Source organism: Pseudomonas frederiksbergensis, assembly GCF_001874645.1.
Lineage (GTDB): Bacteria > Pseudomonadota > Gammaproteobacteria > Pseudomonadales > Pseudomonadaceae > Aquipseudomonas > Aquipseudomonas frederiksbergensis_B.
The window spans coordinates 3,794,856-3,820,419 of the sequence record NZ_CP017886.1; the positions used below are offsets into that span (position 1 = coordinate 3,794,856).

The 25,564-nt window shown below is 59.2% G+C and carries 21 protein-coding genes, 2 tRNA genes and 2 pseudogenes; 7 read left to right on the plus strand and 18 right to left on the minus strand.

The genetic code is table 11. The features are described 5' to 3' along the window. Positions 1-6 precede the first annotated feature (6 nt). The 4 genes from BLL42_RS18215 to BLL42_RS18230 all read right to left on the minus strand — a co-directional run bounded on the left by BLL42_RS18215 (position 7) and on the right by BLL42_RS18230 (position 5,212). Positions 7-531: an SET domain-containing protein gene (locus BLL42_RS18215; RefSeq protein ID WP_071553318.1), complete on the minus strand. Its 525-nt coding sequence runs from the start codon at positions 529-531 to the stop codon at positions 7-9. 182 nt (positions 532-713) lie between these two features. Continuing rightward, complete coding sequence (locus tag BLL42_RS18220; RefSeq protein ID WP_071553319.1) at positions 714-1,880, minus strand: hypothetical protein; 1,167 nt, start codon at positions 1,878-1,880, stop codon at positions 714-716. Between the two features lie 110 nt (positions 1,881-1,990). Beyond that, positions 1,991-3,691, minus strand: a complete 1,701-nt coding sequence (locus BLL42_RS18225; protein ID WP_071553320.1) for an acid phosphatase — start codon at positions 3,689-3,691, stop codon at positions 1,991-1,993. Positions 3,692-3,793: 102 nt separating this feature from the next. Further along, complete coding sequence (locus BLL42_RS18230) at positions 3,794-5,212, minus strand: short-chain fatty acid transporter (protein ID WP_071553321.1); 1,419 nt, start codon at positions 5,210-5,212, stop codon at positions 3,794-3,796. Positions 5,213-5,416: 204 nt separating this feature from the next. Here BLL42_RS18230 and BLL42_RS18235 point away from each other — a divergent pair, with 204 nt between their 5' ends. Further along, positions 5,417-6,733 carry an MFS transporter gene (locus BLL42_RS18235; protein WP_071553322.1) on the plus strand — a complete coding sequence of 439 codons (1,317 nt, stop codon included), beginning with the start codon at positions 5,417-5,419 and terminating at the stop codon, positions 6,731-6,733. Positions 6,734-6,757: 24 nt separating this feature from the next. Here BLL42_RS18235 and BLL42_RS18240 read toward each other — a convergent pair whose 3' ends face one another. After that, positions 6,758-7,255 (minus strand): RidA family protein, encoded by a 498-nt coding sequence (locus BLL42_RS18240; protein WP_071553323.1) that lies wholly within the window; start codon positions 7,253-7,255, stop codon positions 6,758-6,760. A gap of 300 nt (positions 7,256-7,555) precedes the next feature. On the opposite strand from BLL42_RS18240, the pseudogene BLL42_RS31080 reads away from it, so the two are divergent. Both BLL42_RS31080 and BLL42_RS31085 read left to right on the plus strand, forming a co-directional pair. Next, positions 7,556-8,194, plus strand: a pseudogene (locus BLL42_RS31080) (PAS domain-containing protein); the annotation flags it as partial. Positions 8,195-8,353: 159 nt separating this feature from the next. Beyond that, positions 8,354-8,782, plus strand: a pseudogene (locus BLL42_RS31085) (methyl-accepting chemotaxis protein); the annotation flags it as partial. A 49-nt stretch (positions 8,783-8,831) separates the two neighbouring features. Here the strand turns inward: BLL42_RS31085 and BLL42_RS18250 are convergent. Both BLL42_RS18250 and BLL42_RS18255 read right to left on the minus strand, forming a co-directional pair. After that, complete coding sequence (locus tag BLL42_RS18250) at positions 8,832-9,200, minus strand: cupin domain-containing protein (protein ID WP_071553324.1); 369 nt, start codon at positions 9,198-9,200, stop codon at positions 8,832-8,834. 76 nt (positions 9,201-9,276) lie between these two features. Next, a complete protein-coding gene (locus BLL42_RS18255) occupies positions 9,277-10,086 on the minus strand; it encodes an AraC family transcriptional regulator (protein WP_071553325.1) in 810 nt (269 codons plus the stop codon). Positions 10,087-10,238: 152 nt separating this feature from the next. Between BLL42_RS18255 and BLL42_RS18260 the strand changes: the two genes are divergently transcribed. Together BLL42_RS18260 and BLL42_RS18265 are read left to right on the plus strand one after the other, a co-directional pair. Continuing rightward, on the plus strand, positions 10,239-10,727 hold the full coding sequence (locus BLL42_RS18260; protein WP_071553326.1) for a GNAT family N-acetyltransferase: 489 nt from the start codon (positions 10,239-10,241) through the stop codon (positions 10,725-10,727). A gap of 53 nt (positions 10,728-10,780) precedes the next feature. Further along, positions 10,781-11,134, plus strand: coding sequence for a gamma-glutamylcyclotransferase family protein (locus tag BLL42_RS18265; protein ID WP_071553327.1), 354 nt, complete (start codon positions 10,781-10,783; stop codon positions 11,132-11,134). A 69-nt stretch (positions 11,135-11,203) separates the two neighbouring features. On the opposite strand, the gene ggt is transcribed toward BLL42_RS18265, so the two are convergent. Continuing rightward, positions 11,204-13,048: a gamma-glutamyltransferase gene (gene ggt / locus BLL42_RS18270; protein ID WP_071553328.1), complete on the minus strand. Its 1,845-nt coding sequence runs from the start codon at positions 13,046-13,048 to the stop codon at positions 11,204-11,206. 200 nt (positions 13,049-13,248) lie between these two features. Here ggt and BLL42_RS18275 point away from each other — a divergent pair, with 200 nt between their 5' ends. Then, positions 13,249-14,352 (plus strand): DUF2817 domain-containing protein, encoded by a 1,104-nt coding sequence (locus tag BLL42_RS18275; RefSeq protein ID WP_071553329.1) that lies wholly within the window; start codon positions 13,249-13,251, stop codon positions 14,350-14,352. Positions 14,353-14,475: 123 nt separating this feature from the next. On the opposite strand, the gene BLL42_RS18280 is transcribed toward BLL42_RS18275, so the two are convergent. Together BLL42_RS18280 and BLL42_RS18285 are read right to left on the minus strand one after the other, a co-directional pair. Next, positions 14,476-14,552, minus strand: a tRNA-Met gene (locus BLL42_RS18280). A gap of 116 nt (positions 14,553-14,668) precedes the next feature. Next, positions 14,669-16,726 (minus strand): methyl-accepting chemotaxis protein, encoded by a 2,058-nt coding sequence (locus BLL42_RS18285; protein ID WP_071553330.1) that lies wholly within the window; start codon positions 16,724-16,726, stop codon positions 14,669-14,671. A gap of 332 nt (positions 16,727-17,058) precedes the next feature. Here BLL42_RS18285 and BLL42_RS18290 point away from each other — a divergent pair, with 332 nt between their 5' ends. After that, the gene (locus BLL42_RS18290) at positions 17,059-18,276 is read left to right on the plus strand and encodes an MFS transporter (protein ID WP_071553331.1); all 1,218 of its coding nucleotides are present in this window, start codon (positions 17,059-17,061) and stop codon (positions 18,274-18,276) included. Positions 18,277-18,423: 147 nt separating this feature from the next. Here the strand turns inward: BLL42_RS18290 and ychF are convergent, their stop codons facing one another. The 8 genes from ychF to BLL42_RS18330 form a co-directional block, all read right to left on the minus strand. After that, the gene (gene ychF, locus BLL42_RS18295) at positions 18,424-19,524 is read right to left on the minus strand and encodes a redox-regulated ATPase YchF (protein WP_071553332.1); all 1,101 of its coding nucleotides are present in this window, start codon (positions 19,522-19,524) and stop codon (positions 18,424-18,426) included. Between the two features lie 23 nt (positions 19,525-19,547). Next, positions 19,548-20,132, minus strand: a complete 585-nt coding sequence (gene pth / locus BLL42_RS18300; protein WP_071553333.1) for an aminoacyl-tRNA hydrolase — start codon at positions 20,130-20,132, stop codon at positions 19,548-19,550. A 170-nt stretch (positions 20,133-20,302) separates the two neighbouring features. Beyond that, positions 20,303-20,893, minus strand: coding sequence for a 50S ribosomal protein L25/general stress protein Ctc (locus BLL42_RS18305; RefSeq protein ID WP_071553334.1), 591 nt, complete (start codon positions 20,891-20,893; stop codon positions 20,303-20,305). Between the two features lie 142 nt (positions 20,894-21,035). Beyond that, the gene (locus BLL42_RS18310) at positions 21,036-21,977 is read right to left on the minus strand and encodes a ribose-phosphate pyrophosphokinase (protein WP_003171603.1); all 942 of its coding nucleotides are present in this window, start codon (positions 21,975-21,977) and stop codon (positions 21,036-21,038) included. A 46-nt stretch (positions 21,978-22,023) separates the two neighbouring features. Next, positions 22,024-22,098, minus strand: a tRNA-Gln gene (locus BLL42_RS18315). 37 nt (positions 22,099-22,135) lie between these two features. Then, complete coding sequence (gene ispE, locus BLL42_RS18320) at positions 22,136-22,987, minus strand: 4-(cytidine 5'-diphospho)-2-C-methyl-D-erythritol kinase (RefSeq protein WP_071553335.1); 852 nt, start codon at positions 22,985-22,987, stop codon at positions 22,136-22,138. A 1-nt stretch (position 22,988) separates the two neighbouring features. Further along, complete coding sequence (lolB, locus tag BLL42_RS18325; protein WP_071553336.1) at positions 22,989-23,606, minus strand: lipoprotein insertase outer membrane protein LolB; 618 nt, start codon at positions 23,604-23,606, stop codon at positions 22,989-22,991. Between the two features lie 4 nt (positions 23,607-23,610). Next, positions 23,611-25,335 (minus strand): tetratricopeptide repeat protein, encoded by a 1,725-nt coding sequence (locus BLL42_RS18330; protein ID WP_071553337.1) that lies wholly within the window; start codon positions 25,333-25,335, stop codon positions 23,611-23,613. Positions 25,336-25,564 lie beyond the last annotated feature (229 nt).

The following is a 25,564-nucleotide window of genomic DNA, read 5'->3' on the forward strand; positions in this document are numbered from 1 at the left end:
CTCTGTTCAGCAGGGGCTATGTCGATGCCAATGTTGCAGGAACTTCAGGCCTTCGGCGTTTGGCGGATCATCGTAGCCGGTGATCCAGCCACGGCAGTCGGGTGAGCCGCACTGACAGGCGAACTGTGGCACCAGTTTGTCTTCAGTGCTGGCGTAATCCATACACAGCACGCTGCCCGGTTTGATGTCCTGCAATGCCCATAACCACATCTCACTCATGTCGAGAAAGACATTCGGGTCGCAGGCGTGCAGCAGCAGCCCTGAAAAAAACGGGTCATAGACGTGGATCCCCGGTGCCAGTTGCACGGTATGCAGATGGCGCGCATGGGTCAGTAGCCCGGACACCCGGCAGATTCGGCTGATGCGCAGGTAATCGCGCTGTGCCGTAATTGCCGCACCGCGCCCGTCGTTAGTCTGAAAAACCGTGAAGTCCGTCCTGGAAGGATAACCCTGGAGAGTGCTGAGCTCATCGTACGGGTAAATGCACTCGCGGGGCAGCGGACGAGCCTTGTCCTTGGCCTGAGGTTTCATAACGGTCCTTGTCTGTTTAGGGCTGCGACCAGCGGAAGCTGGCAATCCTGCCAGCCCTGCAGCACATGGGTACGCTTACAGAGTCTCGCAAATGAATCAGAGGGTCTACTGTCATAATTGACAGGAGATAGAGGCTGCCTGCCGCGTAAGCGAATGCTTACGCGGCAGGCGTGCTCGCAGGATTACAGGTGCGATGCGGCCAGCGCGGGTGCAGGCACCTTCAACTGGTCCAGTTGGGGTTTGATGTCCGGGGTCGAGCACTTGGCTGTCGCTTGCTCGGGCGTCAGATTGCGGATCGAGGTGTAGAACAGCTCGCAGGTTTGCTCTTTCTGAGCCACTTGCCAGGTTTGCGTGCAGGTGTTGAGTTGTGCGCTCGGGTCACTGCCGGGTTTGCTGCCCATACCCGCTTGCCAGCACGCCGCACTCAAGTCCTGGCCCATCACCTTCAAACCCACGGCATCGGCCTTGGCCTGATCGTCGTCATAGTTCGCCGGGTCGGCCGCATACCAGATGTAGCTGGGGTGGTTAGAGCCCAGCACCGGTACCTTCACGCCTGGGGTTGGGCTGATTTGTGCCAGCCCCAACACGGCCACGGTCTGTCCATACTGCTCCTTGACCCAGTTACGCACCGGTGCACCGAACGCGACCATCGGCAAGGTCACGCCGCTGGTGGTCTGGCTGAATTGCTTGACCAGGGTGGTCTGGTAGTCCTTGAAGTAGCCGTAGACGCCTTCAAGGTCCTTGCCGGCGGTGGAGGGGGCGGCAATCGGTGCGATATCGATGATGGTCTGGTAGCGCGGTGTTTGTTCGGCGGCAATGCCGTTGGCGGTCAGCAACGTTGCCCAGCGGTCGGTGGTCTTCGATTCCAGGTAATCCTGGGCCTGGGTCAGCGAATAGTCCGGTGGGAAGTGCAGCAACTCGACGCTTTTACGGTTTTCCAGCGCCATGCCCAAAGGCAGGAACATGTACCAATTGAACGCCCACTTGCCGTCGGCATTCAGTTTGTTGGCGCCGGCGTGGGCCAGATCCCCGGCATCGAGCAATGCAGTCAACGGTTTTGCGTAGTCCTTTGGCACGCCGCTGATGTTTGCGTAGAGCTGATTATTATCGGTTTTTACCCGGACTTTTGCCGTGGTGTAGCCATCCCGTTGAACGCTTTGGGTCAGGTAGTGCTCGACCGTTTGCTCCAGCGTCCAGTTGCGATAGCAAATCACGTTGCAGTTGTTGGGGTAGGCGAACAGCTGCGTTACCCGTTCGGTACTGCCCAGTTTCAGGTCGGTATCGGCGTGGGCCGTGGCACCCAAGGTAAGGGCGGCGAGGGTGAGGCTCAATCCTGCGAGTTTGAACATGCTCAGATCCTTTTCAGCGTGGGTCCCCGGAAGCGGGGGCGGTTACATACTGAAACCACTTGTGCCGATAGGTCTAGTACCCACGCAAAAAGATCTCAACTCAGAAAAAATCAGCCAGGGAAATGCAGCGCATTGCTCAAATCGCCCATCGGCTTCTGGCCTCGGGCAATCATTGCGGTATCACGCTGCTTGATCCCGTCGAGCGTCTCAAGCTGGAACACCCGCGTGATCAGCCGCAGGATCGACGCGGTGTCGTACACCGTGTGATCCACCGTGCCTTTGCGGGCAAACGGCGAAACCACCAGGGCCGGCACCCGCGTTCCAGGACCCCAACGATCACCTTGCGGTGGTGCAATGTGATCCCACCAGCCGCCGTTTTCGTCGACAGTGACCACCACCACCATGTTTTTCCATTGTGGGCATTCGCGCAGCACTTTCAGGGCGCGGACAATATGCCGGTCACCGGATGCCACGTCGGCGTAACCGGCGTGCATGTTCAGGTTGCCTTGGGGTTTGTAGAAGCTCACCGCCGGCAACTTTCCGGCTTCGGCATCGGCAAAAAACCGATTGGTGCTCGACTCGTCACCCAAACCGCCATCGCGCAGGTGTTTACTGCGTTCGGCGGGGTTTTCCGGGCCCAGTTGCTTGAAGTAGTTGAACGGCTGATGGTGATATTGGAAGTTGGGGATCTTCGGAATGCCCCCCGAATCCTTGAACTGCTCCAGCGTTGCCTGCCAGGCACCGGCGTACCAGGCCCAGTCGATGTTCTTCTTCGACAGCTTGTCGCCAATGTGTTCGTGGCTTTGCGGCACCAGCACGCTGGGCAGATCGGCTTTGGCATATTCCGGGCGCTCCGGATCGCGGATCCAGGTTGGCCAATGGGGCGGAGCCATGGTGTTGACCGCATAACCGTCCGGGGTCAGGGCGCTGGGGCCGAATTGCGGTGGACCGGTCATGGCGCTGGCCGGGGACTTTTCCAGCGGCTTGAGGCGTGTATCGAGCGGGTCATCGCTTTGCAGCGAAGCGATTTGCGCCTTGGCCACCGAATTGGCTGCATCCGGGTAAAACGGCACGGCGGCACTGATCAGGTATTGATGGTTGAGAAACGAGCCACCAAACGTACCCTGGAAGAAGTTATCGCAGAGCACGAACTCCCGGGCCACGTCCCACAGGCGCAGGGAATAACGGCTTTGGGCGTAATGCCCCATGGTCAAGCCGCCCGAGTCGGCCCAGGCGACAAAACGGTCATTCTTGCCGCCATTGATCTGCATCTGGTTCTGATAGAACACATGCCATAAATCCCGCGTCACCAGGCCAAACGGCAAGTCTTCGCCATTCGGCCCCTTGAGGGCGTAGGGGGCGTTGGGCAAGTGCTCCTGAAATTGGGTTTCGTTTGGATAGGTCACGCCATCGAGGGTTTGCGGACCGATCTGCAGCACGCCACCCCAGGCCGGCGGCAAGGTTTCGAGCAGACTGCCGTCACGGTCGCGCTGCTGATAATCCTCAGGCTTGAGCGCCGACAAGGGTTTTTCGAGACCTGGGAAATCGCCGAACAGGTTGTTGAAACTACGGTTCTCGGCGTAGATCACCACCACGGTTTTCACCTGATCGTGCAATACCTTGTCCAGCTCGGCAGGCGACAACGGACGCTCATCCGGCTTGCCTGGCGTGTCGCCATTGTTACCGCACGCACTCAGCGTCGCGCCGACACCGAGGACTGCAACACCCCCCAGAAAGCGCCGACGGCTGGTGTCGGTGGGGCTGTCGTCTGATGGAGGTGGTGCGTCGTTGCCGGTTTTGTCGTCGTTCATCCTGAATCCTGGTTTGCGAAAAAGTGTTGCCGTATATTTCGGCTGGACGCTAGCAGCGAGATGTGACGGCGAGGTGACAAGAGGGTTTCAGAGCCCTTTTGCCTACGGCATCACCGGCGCTACATACGTCAGCGTCTTCCCCAGTGCCCACAGCAGAAACAGCACCAGCGGGGTGTGCACCAGCAGTTGCACGAATGAAAACCCGATCAGGTCCCTCGCCTTCAGGCCGAGCACCCCGAGCAGCGGCAGCATGTAGAACGGGTTGATCAGGTTGGGCAGGGCTTCGGCGGCGTTGTAGATCTGCACGGCCCAGCCCAGGTGGTATTTGAGGTCGTTGGCGACTTGCATCACGTACGGCGCTTCGATGATCCATTTACCGCCACCAGACGGAATGAAGAAACCCAGGATCGCCGAGTACACGCCCATCAGCAGGGCGTAGGTGTCGTGGGAGGCGATGCTGACGAAGAAGGTCGAGATGTGGTGCGCCAGGGTCTGGCCATCGACGCCTTTGACCACGGTCATCAGTGCGGCGATCGAGCCGTACAGCGGGAACTGGATCATCACGCCCGTGGTGGTCGGCACCGCACGGGCCACCGCATCGAGGAAGCTGCGCGGGCGCCAGTGCAGCAATGCACCGAGCATCAGGAACAGAAAGTTGTAGGTGTTCAGGCCGGAGATCGCGCTGATCGCAGGTTTGGTCGAGAACTCATGAAACAGCCATCCGGCGGCCAGCAGCACCAGCAAAATAGTCAGTATCGGGCTGTACTCCAGCCATTCGCCCGGACGGGTACGTGGCTGCGGTGCCGGAATGCTGAAGCTTGGGTCGACACCACAGGCCTTGGCATCGCGAGCGGAGTTCGGGCCGGGGGCGGTGGCGTAGGCGATGATCAGCGAGACCACGATCAGAGCCAACAACAGCACGCCGGACTGCCACAGGAAAATCGTTTGGGTGAACGGGATGACGCCAGTGATCGACAGGATCGACGGCGGCAAACTGGCCGGGTTGGCCTGCAGTTGCGCCGCCGACGAAGACAGCCCCAGTGCCCAGACTGCGCCGAGCCCCAGATAAGCCGCGGCACCGGCAGCACGGTAATCCATGTGCAAATCGGTACGACGCGCCAGTGCCCGCACCAGCAAACCGCCAAATACCAGCGACAGTCCCCAGTTGAGCAATGATGCAACCATGGAAATCAGTGCGACCCAGGCCACGGCCGAGCGACCGTTTTTCGGGATGCGCGCCAGGCGGTCGATCAGTTTCACCGCCGGTGGCGAGCTGGCGACCACATAGCCGCCGATCACCACGAAGGCCATTTGCATGGTGAACGGGATCAGGCTCCAGAAACCGTCGCCGAAAGCCATCGCCGCATCGGTGGGCTTGGCGCCCATGGCCATGGTGGCGAGGGCAACGATAATGACAGCGAGCGCGGCAAACACCCAGGAGTCGGGAAACCAGCGTTCGGCAAAGTTTGAGCAGTGCAGGGCAAAGCGGGCGGAGCGGCTATCTTCGATTGCAGCGGCCACGGGAGTTCCTCGAATTTTTATGTTTATTGTGATGCGAGCAGGGCTGCGCAGGCCCTTGCGGTCAGACGTAAACAGTAAATCAATCAAGAGGGTTTTGCGGTGCTCTTTTGCTTATGTGGGACTATGGTCTAACGGGTTGTTCGAGCGCGCTTTTGCGTAGACCATGGGCGCCGTGAATTTTTTGCTGCTATCAGAGCCTGTTTTATGACTGCCACCCCTGACACTCGACCCGCGCCGTTCTCCCGGTCTGACTACAAGACCCTGGGCCTGGCGGCGCTCGGCGGGGCGCTGGAAATCTACGACTTCATTATTTTCGTATTTTTCGCCCTGACCCTCAGCCAGCTATTCTTCCCGCCGGAAATGCCTGAGTGGCTGCGTCTGCTGCAAAGTTTCGGGATTTTTGTCACCGGTTACCTGGCGCGGCCGCTGGGCGGGATTTTGATGGCACACTTCGCTGATCGGCTGGGGCGCAAGCGGGTCTTCAGTTTGAGCATCCTGATGATGGCGCTGCCGTGCCTGCTGATCGGGATCATGCCGACCTATGCCCAGATCGGCTATTTCGCACCGCTGCTGTTGTTGCTGCTGCGCGTGTTGCAAGGTGCGGCGGTGGGCGGTGAAGTGCCGAGCGCCTGGGTGTTTGTCGCCGAGCATGCACCGGCCGGCCGCCGTGGTTATGCCTTGGGCTTTCTGCAAGCCGGGCTGACCTTTGGTTACTTGATTGGCGCGTTGACCGCGACCTTGCTGGCGCAGGTCTTCACCCCGACGGAGATCCTCGATTACGCCTGGCGTTACCCGTTCCTGCTGGGTGGCGTGTTCGGGGTGATTGGCGTCTGGTTACGCCGTTGGCTGAATGAAACCCCGGTATTCATGGCCATGCAGGCGAGTCGCGAGCTCCACGTCGAGCTGCCGCTGCGCACGGTGTTGCGTGAGCATCGGCTGGCGATGCTGCCGGCGGTGATCCTGACCTGTGTGCTGACCTCGGCGGTGGTGACCTTCGTTGTGATTACCCCGACCATGATGCAAAAGACTTTCGGCATGACCGCCAGCCATACCTTCGCCCTGAGCAGTCTGGGCATCGTGTTTCTGAACGTCGGCTGCGTGATCGCCGGGTTGATCGTCGACCGTATCGGCGCCTGGCGCACGGTGATGCTTTATAGCCTGCTGCTGCCGTTGGGGATTGGCGTGCTCTACACCAGCCTGATTGGCGGTGCGCACTGGATTGGTGTGGCCTATGCCATTGCCGGTCTGGGTTGCGGGGTGGTCGGCGCGGTGCCGTCGGTGATGGTCAACCTGTTCCCGGCGCGGATTCGCGTCTCGGGGATTTCGTTCACCTACAACATTGCCTACGCTATTTGGGCCAGTATTACGCCGTTGTTGCTGATTGGCCTGATGCCGTGGAGCCCGTGGATTTGCGTGATGTTCTGCGCGGTGATGGGGGCGGTCGGGATTGGCGCAGCGCTGTACTTCGGCTCACGCCTGCCGCGGGTCGATCATGCGGCTGGCGTGGCCTGCAGTCCCTGAGACACTTCAATCGTAAGGCTGGTCTTACCCACGCGGCGCCGGATCAGGCTCAAGCGCGACGATCATGTCGACTTCGACCGAGGCGTTTTTCGGCAACTGGTACACGCCCACCGAGGTCCGTGTGTGAACACCGGCTTCGGCAAAAATCCTGTAAAGCACTTCCGATGCTCCGTCGGCGACTTCACTTTGTTGCGTGAAGTCGGCGGCGCTTTGCACGTAGACATTAATGCGCAAGATCTTCTTGATGCGTTCGAGGTCGCCGAGCAACTGCATGAGGATCGCCAATGCGCGCATCGTGCAAATCTTCGCGGCATGCCGGCCTTGTTCCATAGAAACCTCGGCACCGACCCGGCCCACCACCATTACCGTATTTTCAATGCGTGGAATCTGTCCGCTGACGTACACCTCATCACCGTTTTGCACCGTAGGCACATAGTTGCCACCCATGCGCATTTCACCGTCGAAGCGGTGTCCCAACTGCTGGGCGATGTCTTCAAATAGCGCTTTGCGTGACTGATCCATGCCTCGATTCTCCTGTGGGGGGTGGTTGTGCACGGCCGACTATAGCGCGTTGAATCAACCTTCAAGACGCGGTTTTGAGGCGTTGCGGTGTGCATAGTGGCTAGGTGCCAAGTATTTTTGTAGGACAACCCGGTAATGCTCTTCAGAAAAACGTTGTAAGGCCGATGGTAAGTCTGAATGACGCTCTCAACCCTGCCCATCGGTATCGCCATGTTCAACAAACGCTTGAAGCAGGAGCTGTCGGCTCTTCGCGAGGAACTCTCCAGCCTTCAACAAGTGAAGGACAGTCTGGAAAGCGAGATGCTCGTGTTCACCCTGGATTCTGAAGGACGGGTGCAATCGATTAACCAGAATTTCGCCCAGGAAATGCTCTACAAAGGCAATGAGCTGATTGGCCGGCATCTCGAAGAGATCGTTCCGGCCCATGTCAAAACCGATGAATTTCACCTGCGCTTCAAGAATGCCCTGACCCGTGGCGAGCACTTCGCGGGCGCCGTGCGTTTGCTCAGAGGCAATGGTGAGGAAGCGTGGTTGCGCTCCATCGCCCAGCCGATTCGTAGCTCGGATGGCCGGATTAAACAATTTTCGATTTACTCCAGTGACCTGACCCGCACCATCGAAGCCTCTCGTGAACACGAGAACCTGATCGGGGCATTAATTCGTTCGACAGCAGTCATCGAGTTCGACCTTAACGGTAATGTGCTGACGGCCAACGACCGGCTTTTGAACGGTATGGGTTACAGCCTGGCGCAAATCAAAGGCAAACATCACCGCATGTTCTGTGATTCGGAGGAGTACAACAGCTCCGCGTATCATGACTTCTGGCGGCGCTTGAATGCTGGTGAGTTCGTGGCCGGCCGCTTCAAACGTGTCGACAGCCATGGTCGGGTGGTCTGGCTCGAGGCGTCCTACAACCCTGTGCACGATGCCAACGAAAAACTCTACAAAGTGGTCAAGTTCGCCACTGTGATCACCGATCAGGTCAATCAGGAGCAAGCGGTTGCTGAAGCGGCGAACATCGCTTACAGCACCTCGTTGCAGACTGACAGCTGTGCGCAACGCGGCACCACCGTGGTCACTCAGGCTGTGGACGTGATGCGTGAACTGGCCAAACACATGCAGCAGGCCGGCGAAGGGATTGAGGCGCTGAACGAACAGTCGCTGGTGATCGGCACCATCGTCAAAACCATCAGCGGCATTGCCGAACAGACCAACCTGCTGGCGCTCAACGCCGCCATCGAAGCGGCCCGTGCCGGTGAGCAGGGTCGAGGTTTTGCGGTGGTGGCGGACGAGGTTCGACAACTGGCTTCGCGCACCAGCAAAGCCACTGATGAAATCGTCGGCGTGGTGCGTCAGAACCAGGACATGGCGCGCGATGCCGTGGTGCTGATGACTGATGGCAAACTCCAGGCCGAACAAGGTTTGGCGCTGGCTGCCGAGGCAGGCGCGGTGATCGTCGAGATCCAGGATGGCGCACAGAAAGTGGTCAACGCGGTCGGGCAGTTCGCCAATCAGCTGTCGACCTAAGCGCGGCTCGAGCGAGCCTGCCTTAGGGGCAGGCTGCTGTTCAGGTCCGTCAGACCCAAAGATCATTCAGCGCCGTACGCTCCCCACCTTCGCTCCCGGTATTGAGCACGCCCTTGGGTTCGATCAGCAGCAGTTTGACTTCCTGTTCGGCAAACGGCTTGTGCTCTATGCCTTTGGGCACCACGTACATTTCGCCTTGGGACACCAGCACCTGACCGTCGCGAAAATCGATGCGCAGTTGGCCTTCTAGAACGATAAACGTCTCGTCAGTGTCCTGATGGTCATGCCAGATGAAATCTCCCAGCAGTTTCACCACCTTGAACTGGTAGTCGTTCATTTCGGCGATGACCCGCGGTGACCAGTGCTCGTTGATCTGCGCAAGCTTGTTGGCAAAACTCAGGCTTTGATACGGCTGCATGGCACGGCTCCCCTTGGTGATTGTGAGTCCACGGTAGCCTGCGCGGCAGCGCACTTCTTGCACGATTGTGCGCGCCTCAACGGCGGTGCATTTTCATCCAGCGGGCGGGTGACAGGCCGTAGGTTTTGCCAAATTTTCGGGTCATATGGCTTTGATCGCTGAAGCCTGCGATCAGCGCAGCGTTGGTCAGCGATTCGCCTTGCATCAGCAACGAGCGCACGAGATCCAGGCGGCGCATGGTCAGGTAACGATAGGGGCTGGTGCCGAACAGCAAGCGAAAATCCCGCGATAGACTCCAGCGATCGCGTCCGCTGTGTTCGGCCAATTGGTCCAGGGTCACGGGTTGCTCCAGGGCGCTGTGCATGAACTCGCGAGCGCGCTCCGCCGCCCGATAATCGAAACGCTGGCGATGGGCGGTCACTCCCGATACGGCGCTCATGGCCTGCGCCAGATCAAACAGCGCATCCTGCTGCTCCAGCGGGTCGAGAGGGCGGTCAATACTCTGCAGCAAGACCTCCGTCGCGGCAAACAACCGTGGATCCGTCGAAAGGCCGGTCTTGATAAAGGGCAACGGCTGGCCGCCGAGCATCTGCTGGATCAGCGCGGGCTCGACGTAAAGCATCCGATATTTGAAGCCGTCCTCGGTACCGGCCTCGCCATCGTGGACTTCGTCCGGGTGCAGCACCATAGTCCCGCCCGGCAAGCTATGCCGCCAGCCGCCGCGATACTGAAAGCTTTGCACACCGGACAGCGTGCGGCCTATGGCGTAGGTGTCGTGACGGTGAAGGTCGTAACCATGGCCGGAGAAAAATGCCTCGATACGCTCCAGCCCGCCCGTATCGGGGGCCCGCAGGAACCAGTCGGTGAGGATTTTCTGCTTGCCCATGGGGAGCCTTCATAGCGGGGTGTTCGGTGACGGACACGGTAGCTCAGGTGCTTGCTGGCTGTCAGCCGGATAGCCAGTTGATTGATGCGCCCAAGGTCGGGTAAAACCTGCGGGGCATCGTTGAGATACCAAAAGGATAAGGAACCCTGCGCATGACTATCAGTTTTCGCCCGGTAAACGAGCAAGACATCCCTCGGATCTGCAGCTTTGCCCGCAACGAGGAGGAACTGTTTTTCTTTTTCCCGGCGGCTACCTGGCCGCTCACCCATGAGCAACTGCGTGGCTCGATTGCCCAGCGCTCCGATTCCACGGTGATCGAGCTGGACGGAACGGTGGTCGGTTTCGCTAACTTCTATCGCTGGACAAGCGGAGGCACTTGTACCATCGGCAATGTGATCATCGACCCAGAGGTCCGTGCCAATGGCATCGGCAGGCATCTGATCAAACACATGATCGCCATCGCCCAGACCCGGCACCGCGCCGCCGAGGTGACGCTGTCCTGTTTCAACACCAACGTGGCCGGATTGTTGTTCTATCCAAAACTTGGGTTCACACCGTTCTCGATCGAAGAACGCCAGGACAAACAAGGCCAGCGGCTGGCCTTGATCCATCTGCGTTTTACTCAGGAGCTGAGTCTTTAACCGGTTCTGCTTGCCGTGTTAAGAAGTACTACTTTTAGAGGCAAGGTTCGCTGATGACCGATTCAAGCAATACGCAGGTTTACCTGTTTTCCTACGGAACCCTGCAGGACAAGGCTGTGCAGCTCGCCAACTTCGGGCGCGAGTTATCTGGCAGTGCGGACCAGATGCTCGGTTACGAGCAGTCCTGGGTCGAAATTACCGACCCCGACGTGTTGGCGACCAGTGGCAAGACTCACCATCCGATTTTGCGTCCCGGCGGTGCTGACAGTGTGCCGATACCGGGTATGGTGTTCCAGATCACGCCTACAGAGTTGGCGGCCGCCGACAGCTACGAAGTTTCGGATTACAAACGGGTCAGCGTGGTGCTGGCGTCCGGAATCGAGGCGTGGGTCTATGTGAGTGCCTGAGTTGGCAAGGGCAGACGTTGCTTGAGTCTGCCGTTGCATTGCCATATCAGTGCCGGATCCTGTAGTCGATCAATCTCCCAACGCTTCTCCTTCACGCCGTGGATCGGCGCCACCGGCCCAGGAGGCTTTGCCCTGCGCGTCGCGTACCCGAACGATGGCCTGGGTGCCGCTGGTCATGTCGATCTGATTGACTGTATGCCCTTTGTCCTTGAGGGCCTGGATCAGCGCCGGGCTGAACTGGCCTTGTTCCAGTTCGGTCGGGCCATTGCGGCTGCCGAAGTTGGGCAGGCTGATGGCGGCTTGCGGGTCGAGGTTCCAGTCGAGCATGCCGACCACCGACTTGGCGACGTACTCGATAATTTGCGAACCGCCGACGGAGCCGATCGTTGCGACCAACTCGCCGCTTTGACGATCGAAGATCAGCGTCGGCGCCATGGATGAGCGCGGGCGTTTGCCGGGTTCGACACGGTTGGCTACGGGTTGGCCGTTTTCTTCGGGGATGAACGAGAAGTCGGTCATCTGATTGTTGAGCATGAAACCCTGCACCATCAGGTGCGAGCCGAAGGCAGCTTCCACGGTGGTGGTCATCGACACGGCACCACCCTGATCGTCGACGGCAACCACTTGCGAGGTGGAGATCCGCAGTGGCGAGCGGTCAGGGGCGTAGGCCACCTGAATGCCCGGTGGCGTGCCGGGTTTGGCGCTGCCCATGCTGCGTTCGCTGATCAACGTTGCACGGTTGGCCAAGTAGCCAGTGGAGACCAGGCCGGCGACCGGGACTGGCACGAAGTCCGAGTCGGCGACGTACTGCGCGCGGTCGGCGTAAGCCAGGCGCTCGGCCTCGGCGATCAGGTGCACGGCTTCAGGCGCCGGTTCGATACCCGCCGGTTTGTCGGTCTTGAGGGGTTTCAGTGACGCCAGTGCGTAGCGACTGTCGCGGGTTTCCAGTGCCTGCAAGGTGCCGAGGATCTGCGCCACGGCGATTCCGCCCGACGATGGCGGTGGCGTGCCGCACACTTGCCAGCGCTTGTAGTCGGTGCACAGTGGGGCACGCTCTTTGGCGCTGTAGCCGTTGAGGTCGTTCAACGACAGGCTGCCGGGGTTGGCATGGCCCTGAACCTTGGCGACGATCTCCTGAGCAATCGGACCTTGATACAACGCACTCGGGCCTTCCGCAGCAATGCGCTTGAGGACCTTGGCCAGTGCCGGGTTTTTCAGCAGCGTGCCAACGGCTTTCGGGCTGCCATCGGCATTCAGGAAGTAAGCAGCCATGTCGGGCGAGCGCGGCAGGAACGGATCGGTGGCGATCATCGTGTGCAGGCGCGGCGAGATCGCAAAGCCCTGTTCCGCCAAGGCAATGGCCGGCTCGAACAACGTCGCCCACGGCAAGCGGCCGTGCTTCTGATGGGCCAGTTCCAATGCGCGCAACACCCCCGGCGTGGCGACCGAGCGACCACCGATCTGTGCCTCGGTGAACGGCATGGGTTTACCGTCGGCTTGCAGGAAGAGCTTTTCAGTCGCACCGGCGGGTGCGGTTTCACGGCCGTCGTAGGTACGCACCGCTTTGCCGTCCCACAGCACGATCAGCGCGCCGCCACCGATACCCGAGGATTGCGGTTCGACCAGTGTCAGCACCGCTTGCATGGCGATGGCGGCGTCGATTGCCGAACCGCCCTGACGCAACATCTCCCGTCCCGCTGCGGCTGCCATCGGGTTGGCGGCCGCCGCCATATGTTTGAAAGCGGATTGGGTGTGCAGGTCGGTGCGATACCCCGAGGCGATTTCCGGGGCCAGCGGCAAGGCGCTGACGGGCGGCGAAGAGGGCGGGGCGTTGCAGGCAGCGAGGGTCAGCGCGGTGGTTATCAGCGAGAGGGCTGCCAGGCGGTAGCGATTCAAATGGAAAGCTGGGAACACGTGGGGCACTCCGTCCTTGGGAAAAAGATCAGCGGACTGTATCGGCCGCAGGCGTCAGCTGCAACGCTGGTCTTGTGTGTATTGATCGACGGATGGGCAGCTTTTTCCTTCTTCAGTGGAGGGTTTTTCTGTAGGGTCTGGGGCGTGAGATCTTCGCTAACAACAAGCCAATAACAAGTCCATAACAACAAGAGGCCGACATGCAGACCGAGTTCCCAACGCAGCCAAGTTACCGTTCGCAACGCGAACAATTCCTGGTGGCAGCGACCGCAGCCGGCGCCCGGTTGACCGAATACCCGCATCCACTCAAAGGGCCGTTTGGCGAGCCCCTGAGCACTGACGTGGCGGTGCTTGGCGACCCCGGCGCAACGCGTCTGCTGGTGATGCTGAGCGGCACCCACGGGGTTGAGGGCTTCTACGGTTCGGAGTGCCAGATCAACTGGTTGAACGAGTTCGGCAAACGCCCACTGCCCGATGACGTCGCGGTGGTGATGATCCACTTGATCAACCCCTGGGGCACGGCATGGCTGCGTCGCGTCAACGAAGACAACATCGACCTGAACCGCAACCACCTGAACTTCGATCGCCCGCTGCCCGACAATCAGGCTTACGCGGCGTTGAACGAGATTTATACCTTCACCCAGTTGCACGGCCCGGAGCGTGATCGCGCCGATGCTTTGCTCGCCGCGCAACTGTGCGAGCATGGCTGGCCGGCAGTGATGTCGATTGTCGAGGGTGGTCAGCACAGTCATCCCGACGGTCTGTTTTACGGTGGGCTGGCGCCGAGCTGGTCGAACCGGACCTTGCATCAGATCATTGCGGCGCATCTCTCTCAGGCCGAGGTTGCCATGTGTTTCGACCTGCACTCCGGCGCGGGAGAGTATGGCCATCCGATGCTGCTGACCGTTACGCAAGCGGCCTATCCTGAACTGGAGCAGGCGCAGGCCCTTTATGGTCCGTGGCTCTACACCATACAGACCGGCGCACAGACCCACAGCGAAACCGGGATTGCTGCATCGGCCACTGGCTACACCTCGCAGGCGCTGCTCGATGCGCTGCCGAAGGTGCGCCTGATGCCGTTTGTCATCGAGTGCGGCACTTACCCAGGTGAGGCGGTTCATGCTCATCTGCGTGATGATCACTGGCTGCACCTGCATGGCAATCCACGTGATGCAGTGGGGCGCGATATCAAGTTGAACCTTCTTGAGCAGTTCTATCCTGCCGACAGTGACTGGCAGGAAATGGTCTGGGTTCGTACCCGGCAGATTTGGGAAAAGGCGTTGTCTGCCTTGCCCACGATCTAGTCGAACGCCTCGGCGCTTGATGAACACTGCGGCTCACATTGCGATGTGAGTCGTCGGTGGGCTGGGTACTTTTCTTCAGGCATAAAAAAACGGCCTACCTTTCGGTAAGCCGTTTTTAGTACTTGGTGGCTACACAGGGACTTGAACCCCGGACCCCAGCATTATGAATGCTATGCTCTAACCAACTGAGCTATGTAGCCAAGTGGCGCGCATTATTGGCTCGTAACGATGATGTGTCAAGCGTAAATATAAAATATTTCTCTACGCTTTCAACCGGTTATCGACCTGCCTCGTAAAAACCGATGAGTTTACCGCTTCAAACCAGCTGAAACCGCCCGGTATTCTCGCTTAAAGCCTTGCTGCCCGAACTCAAAGTGTCCGCCGCCAGGTTCACTGCCCGTGCGCCTTCAAGCAAGCGCACGGCGGCCTGATCGACTTGCTGGATGTTGCCACTGACCTCATCGGCGGTGCTGGCTTGCTCTTCTACCGCCGTAGCGATCTGCGCCAGGGTATCGGTGACGCTTTGCACCGCGTTGGCGATTTCCCCCAACCGTTCGCCGAGACCGGTGACTGCTTGAGCGTCGGTGTGTGCCTGGCCGCAGGCGGCTTCCATCAGGCTCACGGCTTCGTTGACAGTGCTGCGCAGGCTGTCGACGGTGCCGGCGATCTGCGCGGTGGAGGATTGGGTACGCTGCGACAGGCTGCGCACTTCATCGGCGACTACCGCAAAGCCTCGGCCTTGTTCGCCGGCACGGGCCGCTTCGATGGCGGCATTGAGTGCTAGCAGGTTGGTCTGCTCGGCCACGCCGCGAATAGTGTCCACCACCAGTTGGATCTGCTGCGCTTGTTCGCTGACCCGGCCTAAAGCGGCGGCGGTGTCGTTCAGGCGCTGATTGAGCTGCTGAATGCTCGCCGTCGTGCGTTGACTGTCGCGGCTGCTGTCAGCGGCAATGCGCTGGGTCTGCTGAGCGCTGCCTGAGGCTTGTTCGCAACTCTGGGCGACGCCTTGCGAGGTCGCGGCCAGTTGCGTGGCCGCAGCGGCGATCTGGCTGATCTGCAACTGCTGGGCTTCGACTTCACCGAGGGCGCCGCTGGCGTGAGCATTGAGGGCTCGCACCGCGTTGCTCAGTTGCAGGGTTTCGTGATCGACCCCCAGCAGGCTGGTGCGCAGTTGCACCACTGCAACGTTGAGCGCGGTGCTGATTGCTGCCAGCTCATCGCGACCGTGCACGGGCACTTGCAGGCTCAGATTACCATCGCGCAGGGCTTCGGCGAGCAGCGTAATGCCGCTGGCGCTGCGGCGGATCGAGGCTTGCAGGCAGATGAACAAATACAGCGCGGCCAGCAGCAGGCAACCGAGGATGCCCGCCACCAGAATAAACTGACGAATGGCTGAGCCGTGGTAGTAGTCCAGACGCTGATCCAGTGACACCAGTGATTGCTGACGCAGCGAGGCGAGGTCAGAGAGGAGGGCGTCGAGGTTGCGTTCGAAGTCTTCCGATTTGAGCGTGATGCTGGCGCCGAACATGCCGTCATCCAGCCCTTTCAGTCCGGCGTCCAGATGCTTGAGGCTGTCGTGGTACTGCCCGGCCCAGGTCTGCAACGCACTTGGCAGCCGTGCTTCGAGCAGGCTGCCAGTCTTGATCAGTTGCTCGCGAGCGTCGCCAATGCGACCGCGCAGGTCGCGCAGCTGCAGACGGCTTTGCAGTGAGAACTGTCCGGAGACCACCGACGCCTGACCGATGCTGGCGAGGCGTCCGACCCGTTCGATCAGGTCTGGCGCGTGCTGGGTCGAGATCTGCGTCAGCAAGTACGTTTCCAGCCACGGGGCCAGTGTCAGGCGGTTATCCATGGCGATCTGTTCGCGCAGTGCTTGCAGCGCGCTGAGCGCCGCAGTGAAGCGTTCATAGCCGTCCGGCCACCAACCAACGCTGCTCAGGCTTTTCGAGTCCAGACCAATGAGCGCGGTTTGCAGGGTTTGATAGCGACTGAGGGTGTCGGCCTCGGCCCCTTCGGTTGTCAGTGCATGACCCAGATCGTTGACGGCTTGGTTCAGCGCGGGCTGCACCGCATCGAACGCAGCCATCGCGGCGACGGTGGCCGGTGTTGGCTGGCGATTGGTTTCGGTGGCGCGCCAGCGGGCGGCGCGGTCGCGTTGAGCGGCGAGCAGGTTGTCCAGCGCATCGAGGGCTATCAACTGGTGCACGCCGGCACGCTCGCCTGCGATCAGGCTGAGCTTGTCGCGGTAATCCTGGCCAATCATCCACAGGCTGCCCGCCAGCGGCAGGATAAACAGCAGAAACAACAACTGAAACTTGCGGGCGAAACCGAAACGCCCAAGCAGTCCAATCCCCGGTGCCAGAAAAGCCTGCATGCCCGACTACTCCTCTGGGCACCACGCACCATTAGCGTGCGGTTGCGGCGTTGTGACCGCTACCTGTGCCCTCATAAAAGGCCTCGAAAGTTCACTTCGTCGGGTCATGTAGGACCGGCGCTGTGGTGAAACTTCCCATTCTCGATCCCCTTTGTAAGGGGCCGCGTTGAAGCGGATAAGTAAGGCAAGATTCAGACCATGGCACTGCGCTATTACGTGGCGATCGACACTCTGGAAGTCGTTAGCAGGCTAAGGGGATGGCGTTGCTGCACTGAAAAATGGCACATTGGCGCACCTGCAAGTACGCTCCCATCCGTTGTATGGAAACTCTCATGGCTACCAGTAACGCTCAAACGGCCGCATCGCCGGCACTCGCGACTTCGCAAAGCAGCCCGTTGGTCATGCGAATCATCGGCGCGGTGGCGCTGGCGCATTTGATCAACGACCTGATTCAGTCAGTGCTGCCGTCGATCTACCCGATGCTCAAGGCGAATTACGGGCTGACCTTCACCCAGGTTGGCCTGATCACCTTGACCTTTCAGCTCACGGCGTCGCTGTTGCAGCCGTGGGTCGGTTATTACACCGATCGCCATCCCAAGCCATATCTGCTGCCAGCGGGGATGATCTGTACCCTGGTCGGCATTCTGATGATGTCCCAGGTCGGCAGTTTTCCGCTGATTCTATTGGCGGCGGGGTTGATCGGCATCGGCTCATCGACCTTTCACCCGGAGGCTTCTCGTGTAGCGCGGTTGGCCTCTGGCGGGCGTTTTGGCCTGGCGCAATCGACCTTTCAGGTCGGTGGCAACGCCGGTTCAGCGTTCGGGCCATTGCTGGCGGCGGCGATCATCATTCCGTTCGGCCAGGGCAACGTCGCCTGGTTCGGCTTGTTCGCAGTGTTTGCGTTGGTGGTGCTGTATGGCATCAGCCGCTGGTACGCCAACCACTTGAACCTGTTCAAGCTCAAACAAGGCCAGGCGGCGACTCACGGGCTGTCGAAGGGCAGGGTGATCAGTGCCTTGGTAGTACTCGGATTGCTGGTGTTCTCCAAGTATTTCTACATGGCCAGCTTCACCAGTTATTTCACCTTCTACCTGATCGAAAAGTTCGACCTGTCGGTGGCCAGTTCGCAGCTGCACCTGTTCCTGTTTCTCGGGGCAGTCGCAGCGGGGACCTTCTTCGGAGGGCCGATTGGCGACAAGGTCGGCCGTAAGGCGGTGATCTGGTTCTCGATCCTTGGTGTTGCACCGTTTACCTTGATCCTGCCGCATGTCGACCTGTTCTGGACGAGCATCTTGAGCGTGCTGATCGGCTTTATCCTGGCTTCGGCATTCTCGGCCATCGTGGTTTACGCGCAGGAACTGGTGCCGGGCAATGTCGGCATGATCGCCGGGGTGTTCTTCGGTCTGATGTTCGGTTTCGGCGGGATTGGTGCGGCGCTGCTGGGGCATCTGGCGGACATTCACGGCATCGAATACGTGTACGGGCTGTGTTCGTTTCTGCCGCTGTTCGGGGTGTTGGCGATCTTTTTGCCGAGAACCAAGAGGGTTTAGGTCTGAAAAAATCGTCCGAACGCGGCCCGAACCTTCGGCAGCTACAGGGGATCGCATTCCAACGGAGCTGCCGAAGGTTGCGATCTTTCAGCAATCAACAGGCAAAAAAAACCGCGTCTGAACGCGGCTTTTTCTTGGGCGTGTATTTTACACGTTGAAGCGGAAGTGCATCACGTCGCCGTCCTTGACGATGTATTCCTTGCCTTCCAGGCGCCATTTACCGGCTTCTTTGGTACCGGCTTCGCCCTTGTACTGGATGAAATCGTTGTAGGCGATGACTTCGGCGCGGATGAAGCCTTTCTCGAAGTCGGTGTGGATCACGCCGGCGGCTTGTGGCGCAGTAGCACCAACGCGGACGGTCCAGGCGCGGACTTCTTCAACACCGGCGGTGAAATAGGTCTGCAGGTGCAGCATTTCGTAGCCAGCGCGGATCACGCGGTTCAGGCCAGGTTCTTCGAGGCCCAGGGCTTCGAGGAACATGTCTTTTTCTTCGCCGTCTTCAAGTTCGGCGATTTCCGCTTCGATCTTGTTGCAGACCGGTACAACCACAGCGCCTTCTTCTTCGGCGATGGCCTTGACCACGTCGAGCAGCGGGTTGTTTTCGAAACCGTCCTCGGCAACGTTGGCGATGTACATGACCGGTTTGGTGGTCAGCAGGTGGAAGCCACGGATCACCGCTTTCTCGTCGGCGCTCATGTTCTTCATCAGGCTGCGCGCAGGCTTGCCTTCAGTGAAGTGAGCGATCAACTGCTCCAGCAGGCCTTTCTGAACCACGGCGTCCTTGTCACCGCCCTTGGCGTTGCGAGCGACTTTCTGCAGTTGCTTCTCGCAGCTGTCGAGGTCGGCGAAGATCAGTTCGAGGTCGATGATCTCGATGTCGCGTTTCGGGTCGACGCTGTTGGAGACGTGAATCACGTTCTCGTCTTCGAAGCAGCGGACCACGTGAGCGATGGCATCGGTTTCGCGGATGTTGGCCAGGAACTTGTTGCCCAGGCCTTCACCTTTCGAGGCGCCGGCAACCAGGCCAGCGATGTCGACGAATTCCATGGTAGTCGGCAGGATGCGCTTTGGATTGACGATGGCCGCCAGGGCTTCCAGACGCGGGTCCGGCATCGGCACGATACCGCTGTTCGGCTCGATGGTGCAGAAGGGGAAGTTCTCGGCCGCGATACCGGATTTGGTCAGGGCGTTAAACAGGGTGGACTTGCCGACGTTAGGCAGGCCGACGATGCCGCAATTGAATCCCATGGTGTTTCCCCTAGGAGTTAGAGTCAGGCCTTCTGGCTGTGCAGGTTTTTCATCGCGCGGTTCCATTCACCGGCGAAGATATCCGGCAGCACGCCGAGGGCAAAGTCGATGCTGGCATCGAGTTTTTCCTGTTCGGCGCGTGGCGCACGACCCAGGACAAAGTTTGAAACCATACTGGCAACGCCTGGGTGGCCAATGCCGAGCCGCAAGCGGTGAAAGGTATTCTGGTTGCCCAGTTGCGCGATGATGTCGCGCAACCCGTTGTGACCGCCATGCCCGCCGCCCTGTTTGAGCTTGGCAACGCCGGGTGGCAAGTCGAGTTCGTCATGCGCTACGAGTATTTCTTCCGGCTTGATGCGGAAGAAACCGGCAAGCGCCGCCACGGCCTGGCCGCTACGGTTCATGTAGGTGGTAGGAATCAGCAGACGAACATCCTGACCCTGATGCGAGAAGCGCCCGGTCAGGCCGAAATATTTGCGATCGGCCACAAGATTGACGCCTTGTGCTTGCGCGATGCGCTCAACAAAAAGGGCCCCTGCGTTATGCCGGGTCTGTTCGTATTCGGCGCCTGGATTTCCCAGGCCAACGATCAGTTTTATGGCAGTCACGTCAGGGGCCCTTCTTTGGAGTGGTGGATAACATCGCGGGAGTACAGGTTGCGGCGAAAGTGGACGAAATGTGCTCATTTACATGATGCAAACTTCGCGATCCCGCCCGCTTTACTCGCTACTTGCCAGCTCGCGATGTTTCCATGACTCCGACGTTGCGGAGTAAAAAATTACTCGGCAGCGGCTTCTGGTGCAACGCGTGGCGCGTGAACGTTGGCAACAGCCAGGTCGTTACCGTGAGCCAGTGCAACGAACTCAACGCCTTTCGGAGCTTTGAGGTTCGACAGGTGAATGATCGAGCCGATTTCGGCGTCAGCCAGGTCGACTTCGATGAATTCAGGCAGGTCTTTTGGCAGGCAGGAAACTTCAACTTCAGCAACAACGTGCGAAATTTCGCCGCCTTTTTTCACTGCAGCAGCTTCGTTGATGAAGTGCACAGGAACGTGAGCGGACAGTTTCTGACCAGCAACAACGCGTACGAAGTCAGCGTGCATCACGTGGCCTTTGGCCGGGTGACGTTGCAGAGCTTTGATGATTACGTTTTGCTTGGTGCCGCCAACGTTCAGCTCGATGATGTGGCTGTAAGCCGCTTCGTTTTCGAGCAGTTTGGCAACTTCTTTGGCCAGCATGCTGATGGATTCAGGGGCTTTTTCGCCACCGTAAACTACAGCTGGAACCAGGCTTGCGAGACGACGCAGGCGGCGGCTCGCACCTTTCCCCAGGTCGGAACGCACTTCAGCATTCAGAGTAAAATCGTTCATGTTGTATCTCCAAAATAACCACATTCGCCCCAGCGTTTGCGACCAGCGCTAAAGGCGATATGGGCAAAAAAGCCCCGCCCCGACAGGTTATGCCGGGGCGGGGCGCTTTTCGTCATCGAGATGTATCCGAAGGGCAGGGCCCTTAGCGGAACATCGCGCTGATCGATTCTTCGTTGCTGATGCGGCGAACCGCTTCGGCAACTACCGGTGCGATATCCAGTTGACGGATACGTGCACAGGCTTGTGCTGCAGCGGACAGCGGGATGGTGTTAGTCACCACCAGCTCGTCCAGCACGGAATTTTCAATGTTCTCGATGGCCCGACCCGACAGCACAGGGTGTGTGCAGTAGGCAAAGACCTTGGCAGCGCCATGCTCTTTCAAGGCTTTAGCCGCGTGGCACAGGGTGCCGGCGGTATCGACCATGTCGTCAACCAGAATACAGGTACGCCCTTCGACATCACCGATGATATGCATCACTTCAGAGTGATTGGCTTTCTCACGGCGCTTGTCGATGATCCCGAGATCCACGCCCAGGGATTTGGCAACAGCACGTGCACGCACGACGCCGCCAATGTCCGGGGACACGATCATCAGGTTTTCGAAGCGTTGATCTTCGATGTCATCCACCAGTACCGGGGAGCCGTAGATGTTATCTACCGGAATATCGAAGAAGCCCTGGATCTGGTCAGCATGCAAATCAACCGTGAGAACACGATCGATGCCGACTACGGTAAGCATGTCAGCGACGACTTTCGCGCTGATAGCCACACGTGCGGAGCGCGGACGGCGATCCTGACGGGCATAACCAAAGTAGGGGATCACCGCAGTGATTCGAGTGGCTGAGGAACGACGGAAGGCATCAGCCATCACGACGAGTTCCATCAGGTTATCGTTGGTCGGAGCGCAAGTCGGCTGAATAATGAAGACGTCTTTACCGCGGACGTTTTCATTGATCTCGGCGGTAATCTCGCCGTCGGAAAACTTACCGACAGAAATGTCACCGAGAGGGATATGCAGCTGACGTACAACACGCCGAGCCAGATCGGGGTTAGCGTTCCCCGTAAAGACCATCATCTTGGACACGCGCAGTACCTGAAGGCTGAGGGTAACCTGGATGAGTATAGGAAAATGGCAGGGGCGGCTGGATTCGAACCAACGCATGGCAGGATCAAAACCTGCTGCCTTACCGCTTGGCGACGCCCCTGTATCTGTTGCAACGAGTACCCAGTACCCGGTTCCTTTTAGAGCAGACTTTGCAGCTTGCGATGCAACATCGAAATGTTGCTTCCCTTTGCTACAAACCCTGTAAGGGTCTCTGTAAGAAGGGCCGAGACTTTATCAGCTTCAGCTTTGCTTGGGAAGCCCCCAAACACACAACTTCCAGTTCCGGTGAGTTTTGCTTCGGTAAAATTACCTAGCAAATTCAAAGCGTTACGTACATCTGGATAACGCCTTGTTACCACCGGTAAGCAGTCGTTTCGACTGTTTCCCTTGGGAACGGGGCGCACTTTAATGGGAGAAGAGTTACGTGTCAACAGCGGATCTGAAAAAATTTCTGCTGTACTTACAGATACTTGCGGCACAAGCACGAGATACCACGGTTCTTCCGGGTCTACAGGGGTGAGCTTTTCTCCCACGCCTTCCGCGAAAGCCGCGTGCCCACGCACGAAAACCGGTACGTCCGCGCCCAGCGTCAGGCCCAAAGTCGCCAGTTGATCCTCGTCCCAGCCCAGTTGCCAGAGATGATTGAGGCCCAGCAACGTGGTAGCTGCATTCGAACTGCCGCCGCCGATTCCACCGCCCATGGGCAGAATTTTTTCGATCCAGATATCAACGCCCAACGAACAACCGGATTGTTCCTGAAGTTTTGTTGCGGCTTTGACGATCAGATTGCTGTCATGAGGGACGCCTTCGAACGCGGTGTGCAGATGAATGACACCGTCATCGCGTACGGCGTAGGTAATTTCGTCGCCGTAATCGAGAAATTGAAACAGCGTCTGCAGCTCGTGGTAGCCGTCTTCACGGCGACCCAGGATGTGCAGCATCAAATTGAGTTTTGCCGGCGAGGGCAGGGTCAGGCGAGTGGCAGGCATGTTATTGCCCCAATTTGCGTGGTTGCCAGTCCTTGATCACCAGCGTGACATCAAGGTCGGTGCCGTGCAGTTTGATCCGCTCGGGCAGCCAGTAACCGTTTTGCTGGATGTAGCTGAGGTACTCGATTTGCCAGCCGTCCTGCTCAAGAGTGGCCAGGCGACTGTCGGCATCCAGGTTCAGGCGACTTTTGCTGTCAGGTGCGGGCAAGCCGCGAACCCACCAGACCAAATGTGAGACCGGCAGCTTCCAGCCCAGCTGTTCTTCGAGCAGGACTTCGGGAGTTGGCGCCTCAAAACGACCCTGGTTGGCCACTTCCAGCGACACCTGGCCGGGGCGACCGGTCAAGCGTGCCGCGCCGCGACCCAGCGGGCCGGACAGGCGAATATCGTAGTAATCCTGCCGTTGCAGCCAGAACAAGGTGCCGCTGCCCGAGTCTTTCGGGGCTCGGATGCCGACCTTGCCGTTGATTTGCCAGCCATCCAGGCTCGTCAATTGCTGTTTGTGCTCGCGCCATTGCGCGGGATTACCGTGGCCCTCGACGGATTCACGGGCGCCAAAGCCCGCACAGCCGGCGAGCAGGGCGATGAAGCTGAAAACGATGATGTGGCGCAAAAACATGATTTTAAAGAGTCTCGGAACCGGTCAGGCGCTTGATGGTACTGCGCAGGGTAGGGCTGTCGGGCTGCTCCTTGAGGAATTTGCCCCAGATTTGTTTGGCTTCGCGTTGCTTGCCGTTGGCCCACAGGACTTCGCCCAGGTGCGCCGCGACTTCCTGATCGGGGAAACGCTCCAGGGCCTGGCGCAAGTAGCGCTCGGCTTCATCGAGGTTGCCCAGGCGGAAATTCACCCAGCCGAGGCTGTCGAGAACGGCCGGGTCTTCCGGGTTCAACTGGTGCGCGTGCTCGATCAACGCCTTGGCTTCGGCGTAACGGGTGGTGCGGTCGGACAGGGTGTAACCGAGGGCATTCAGCGCCATGGCGTTGTCCGGGTCGCGCTTGATGATCAGTCGCAGGTCTTTTTCCATCTGTGCCAGGTCATTGCGTTTTTCCGCCAGCATGGCCCGGGTATAAAGCAGGTTCAGATCGTCTGGATACTGCTTCAAGGCTTTATCGAGAACTGCCCAGGCGCGATCATCCTGCTTATTGGCAGACAGGGTTTCGGCTTCGATCAGATACAGCTGGATCGCGTAATCCGGTTGTTCGTCGCGTGCTCTGGCCAAACGGCTTTGGGCTTCGGCGGTGCGTCCGTTGTTCATCAGGATATCGGACTGACGCAGTTGCGCCGGCAAATAGTCGTTACTCGGGCCTACCAAGGCGTACTCGATCAGGGCGCCTTGCGGGTCGTTGCGTTCTTCGGCGATACGACCCAGGTTCAGGTGGGCCGAGTCGACATGGCTTTCCCGGGCGATGAGGTCTTCCAGGTAACCCTTGGCCTCGTTCCAGGCCTTGGCTTCCAGGCAAACAAGTGCCAGGGAATAGCGCAACTCGTCGTCTTCCGGATACTGCTGGACCAGGCTTGAGAACTGCTCTTTGGCATCGTCCATACGGTCCTGTTCGACCAGCAGGCGTGCATACGTCAGGCGCAGGCGTTTGTCGTCCGGGTATTTGCGAATGCTTTTTTCCAGCAGCGGCAGCGCTTCATCGCCACGGTTGAGGCTTTGCAGCAGGCGCGCGCGCAACAGAATTGGGGCGATTTCACCGGCTTCCGGAGGATTTTTCTCCAGCAGGGTCAGTGCGCCCTTAGCGTCACCGTCCTGTTGCAGCAACAGAGCCTTGCCGAAAATCAGCTGGCTGTTCTTCGGATGGCGCAGCAACAAGCGGTCAAAACTTTTCGTCAGGCCGTTGCGGGTGTCCTGATCGGTATCGGCTGCGGACAGGGCGAGGAAGTCGAAGTGGGTATCGCCCTTGCCCTGCAAAACCTTCTCCATATAGGCCATGGAGTCGTCATAACGCCCGGCACGGGCCAGCTGCACGGCGGCGGCACGTTGTGCTTCGAGGTCGTTCGGGGCGTTTTTCGCCCAGATCAACGAGCTATCAAGCGCTGCCTGATCGGCGCCCAGGTATTCGGCGATGCGAAAGGCACGCTCGGAAATGCCCGGATCCTGGGTGTTGACGGCCTGGGTCACGTAGTTGTCCAGGGCAATGTCGAAACGATTGCGCTGGCCAGCCAGTTCCGCGCTCAGCAGGCTGAAGATAGTGTCTTCGCTGAACGAGCTGTAAACCTTGGGTTTTTCAGGGGCCTTCGTGCTGCCTTCGACCGGCGGCGTACCGCTCGGCGAAACGGGTGCCAAGGCCTGGCAGCCGCTGAGGAAGACAAAAGCGAGGAGCAACGCGGAAGATCTATTCATATAGGAAGAGGACGACTAACCTGCGGTCGGATCATCATGACACAAGCCTTCGACCAAACATAACCGGCCTGTCAATTTACGTATGCGGCCAATCCCCCGTAGGCGCTGGCATAGCCTGCGATCTTTTGATCTTGCCGTGTCACGTCCGTGAAAACACCAAAGATCGCAGCCTTCGGCAGCTCCTGCGGAGGCAATAGATATCGAGTGGTTGTTCTGGCTCTGGCGAAGT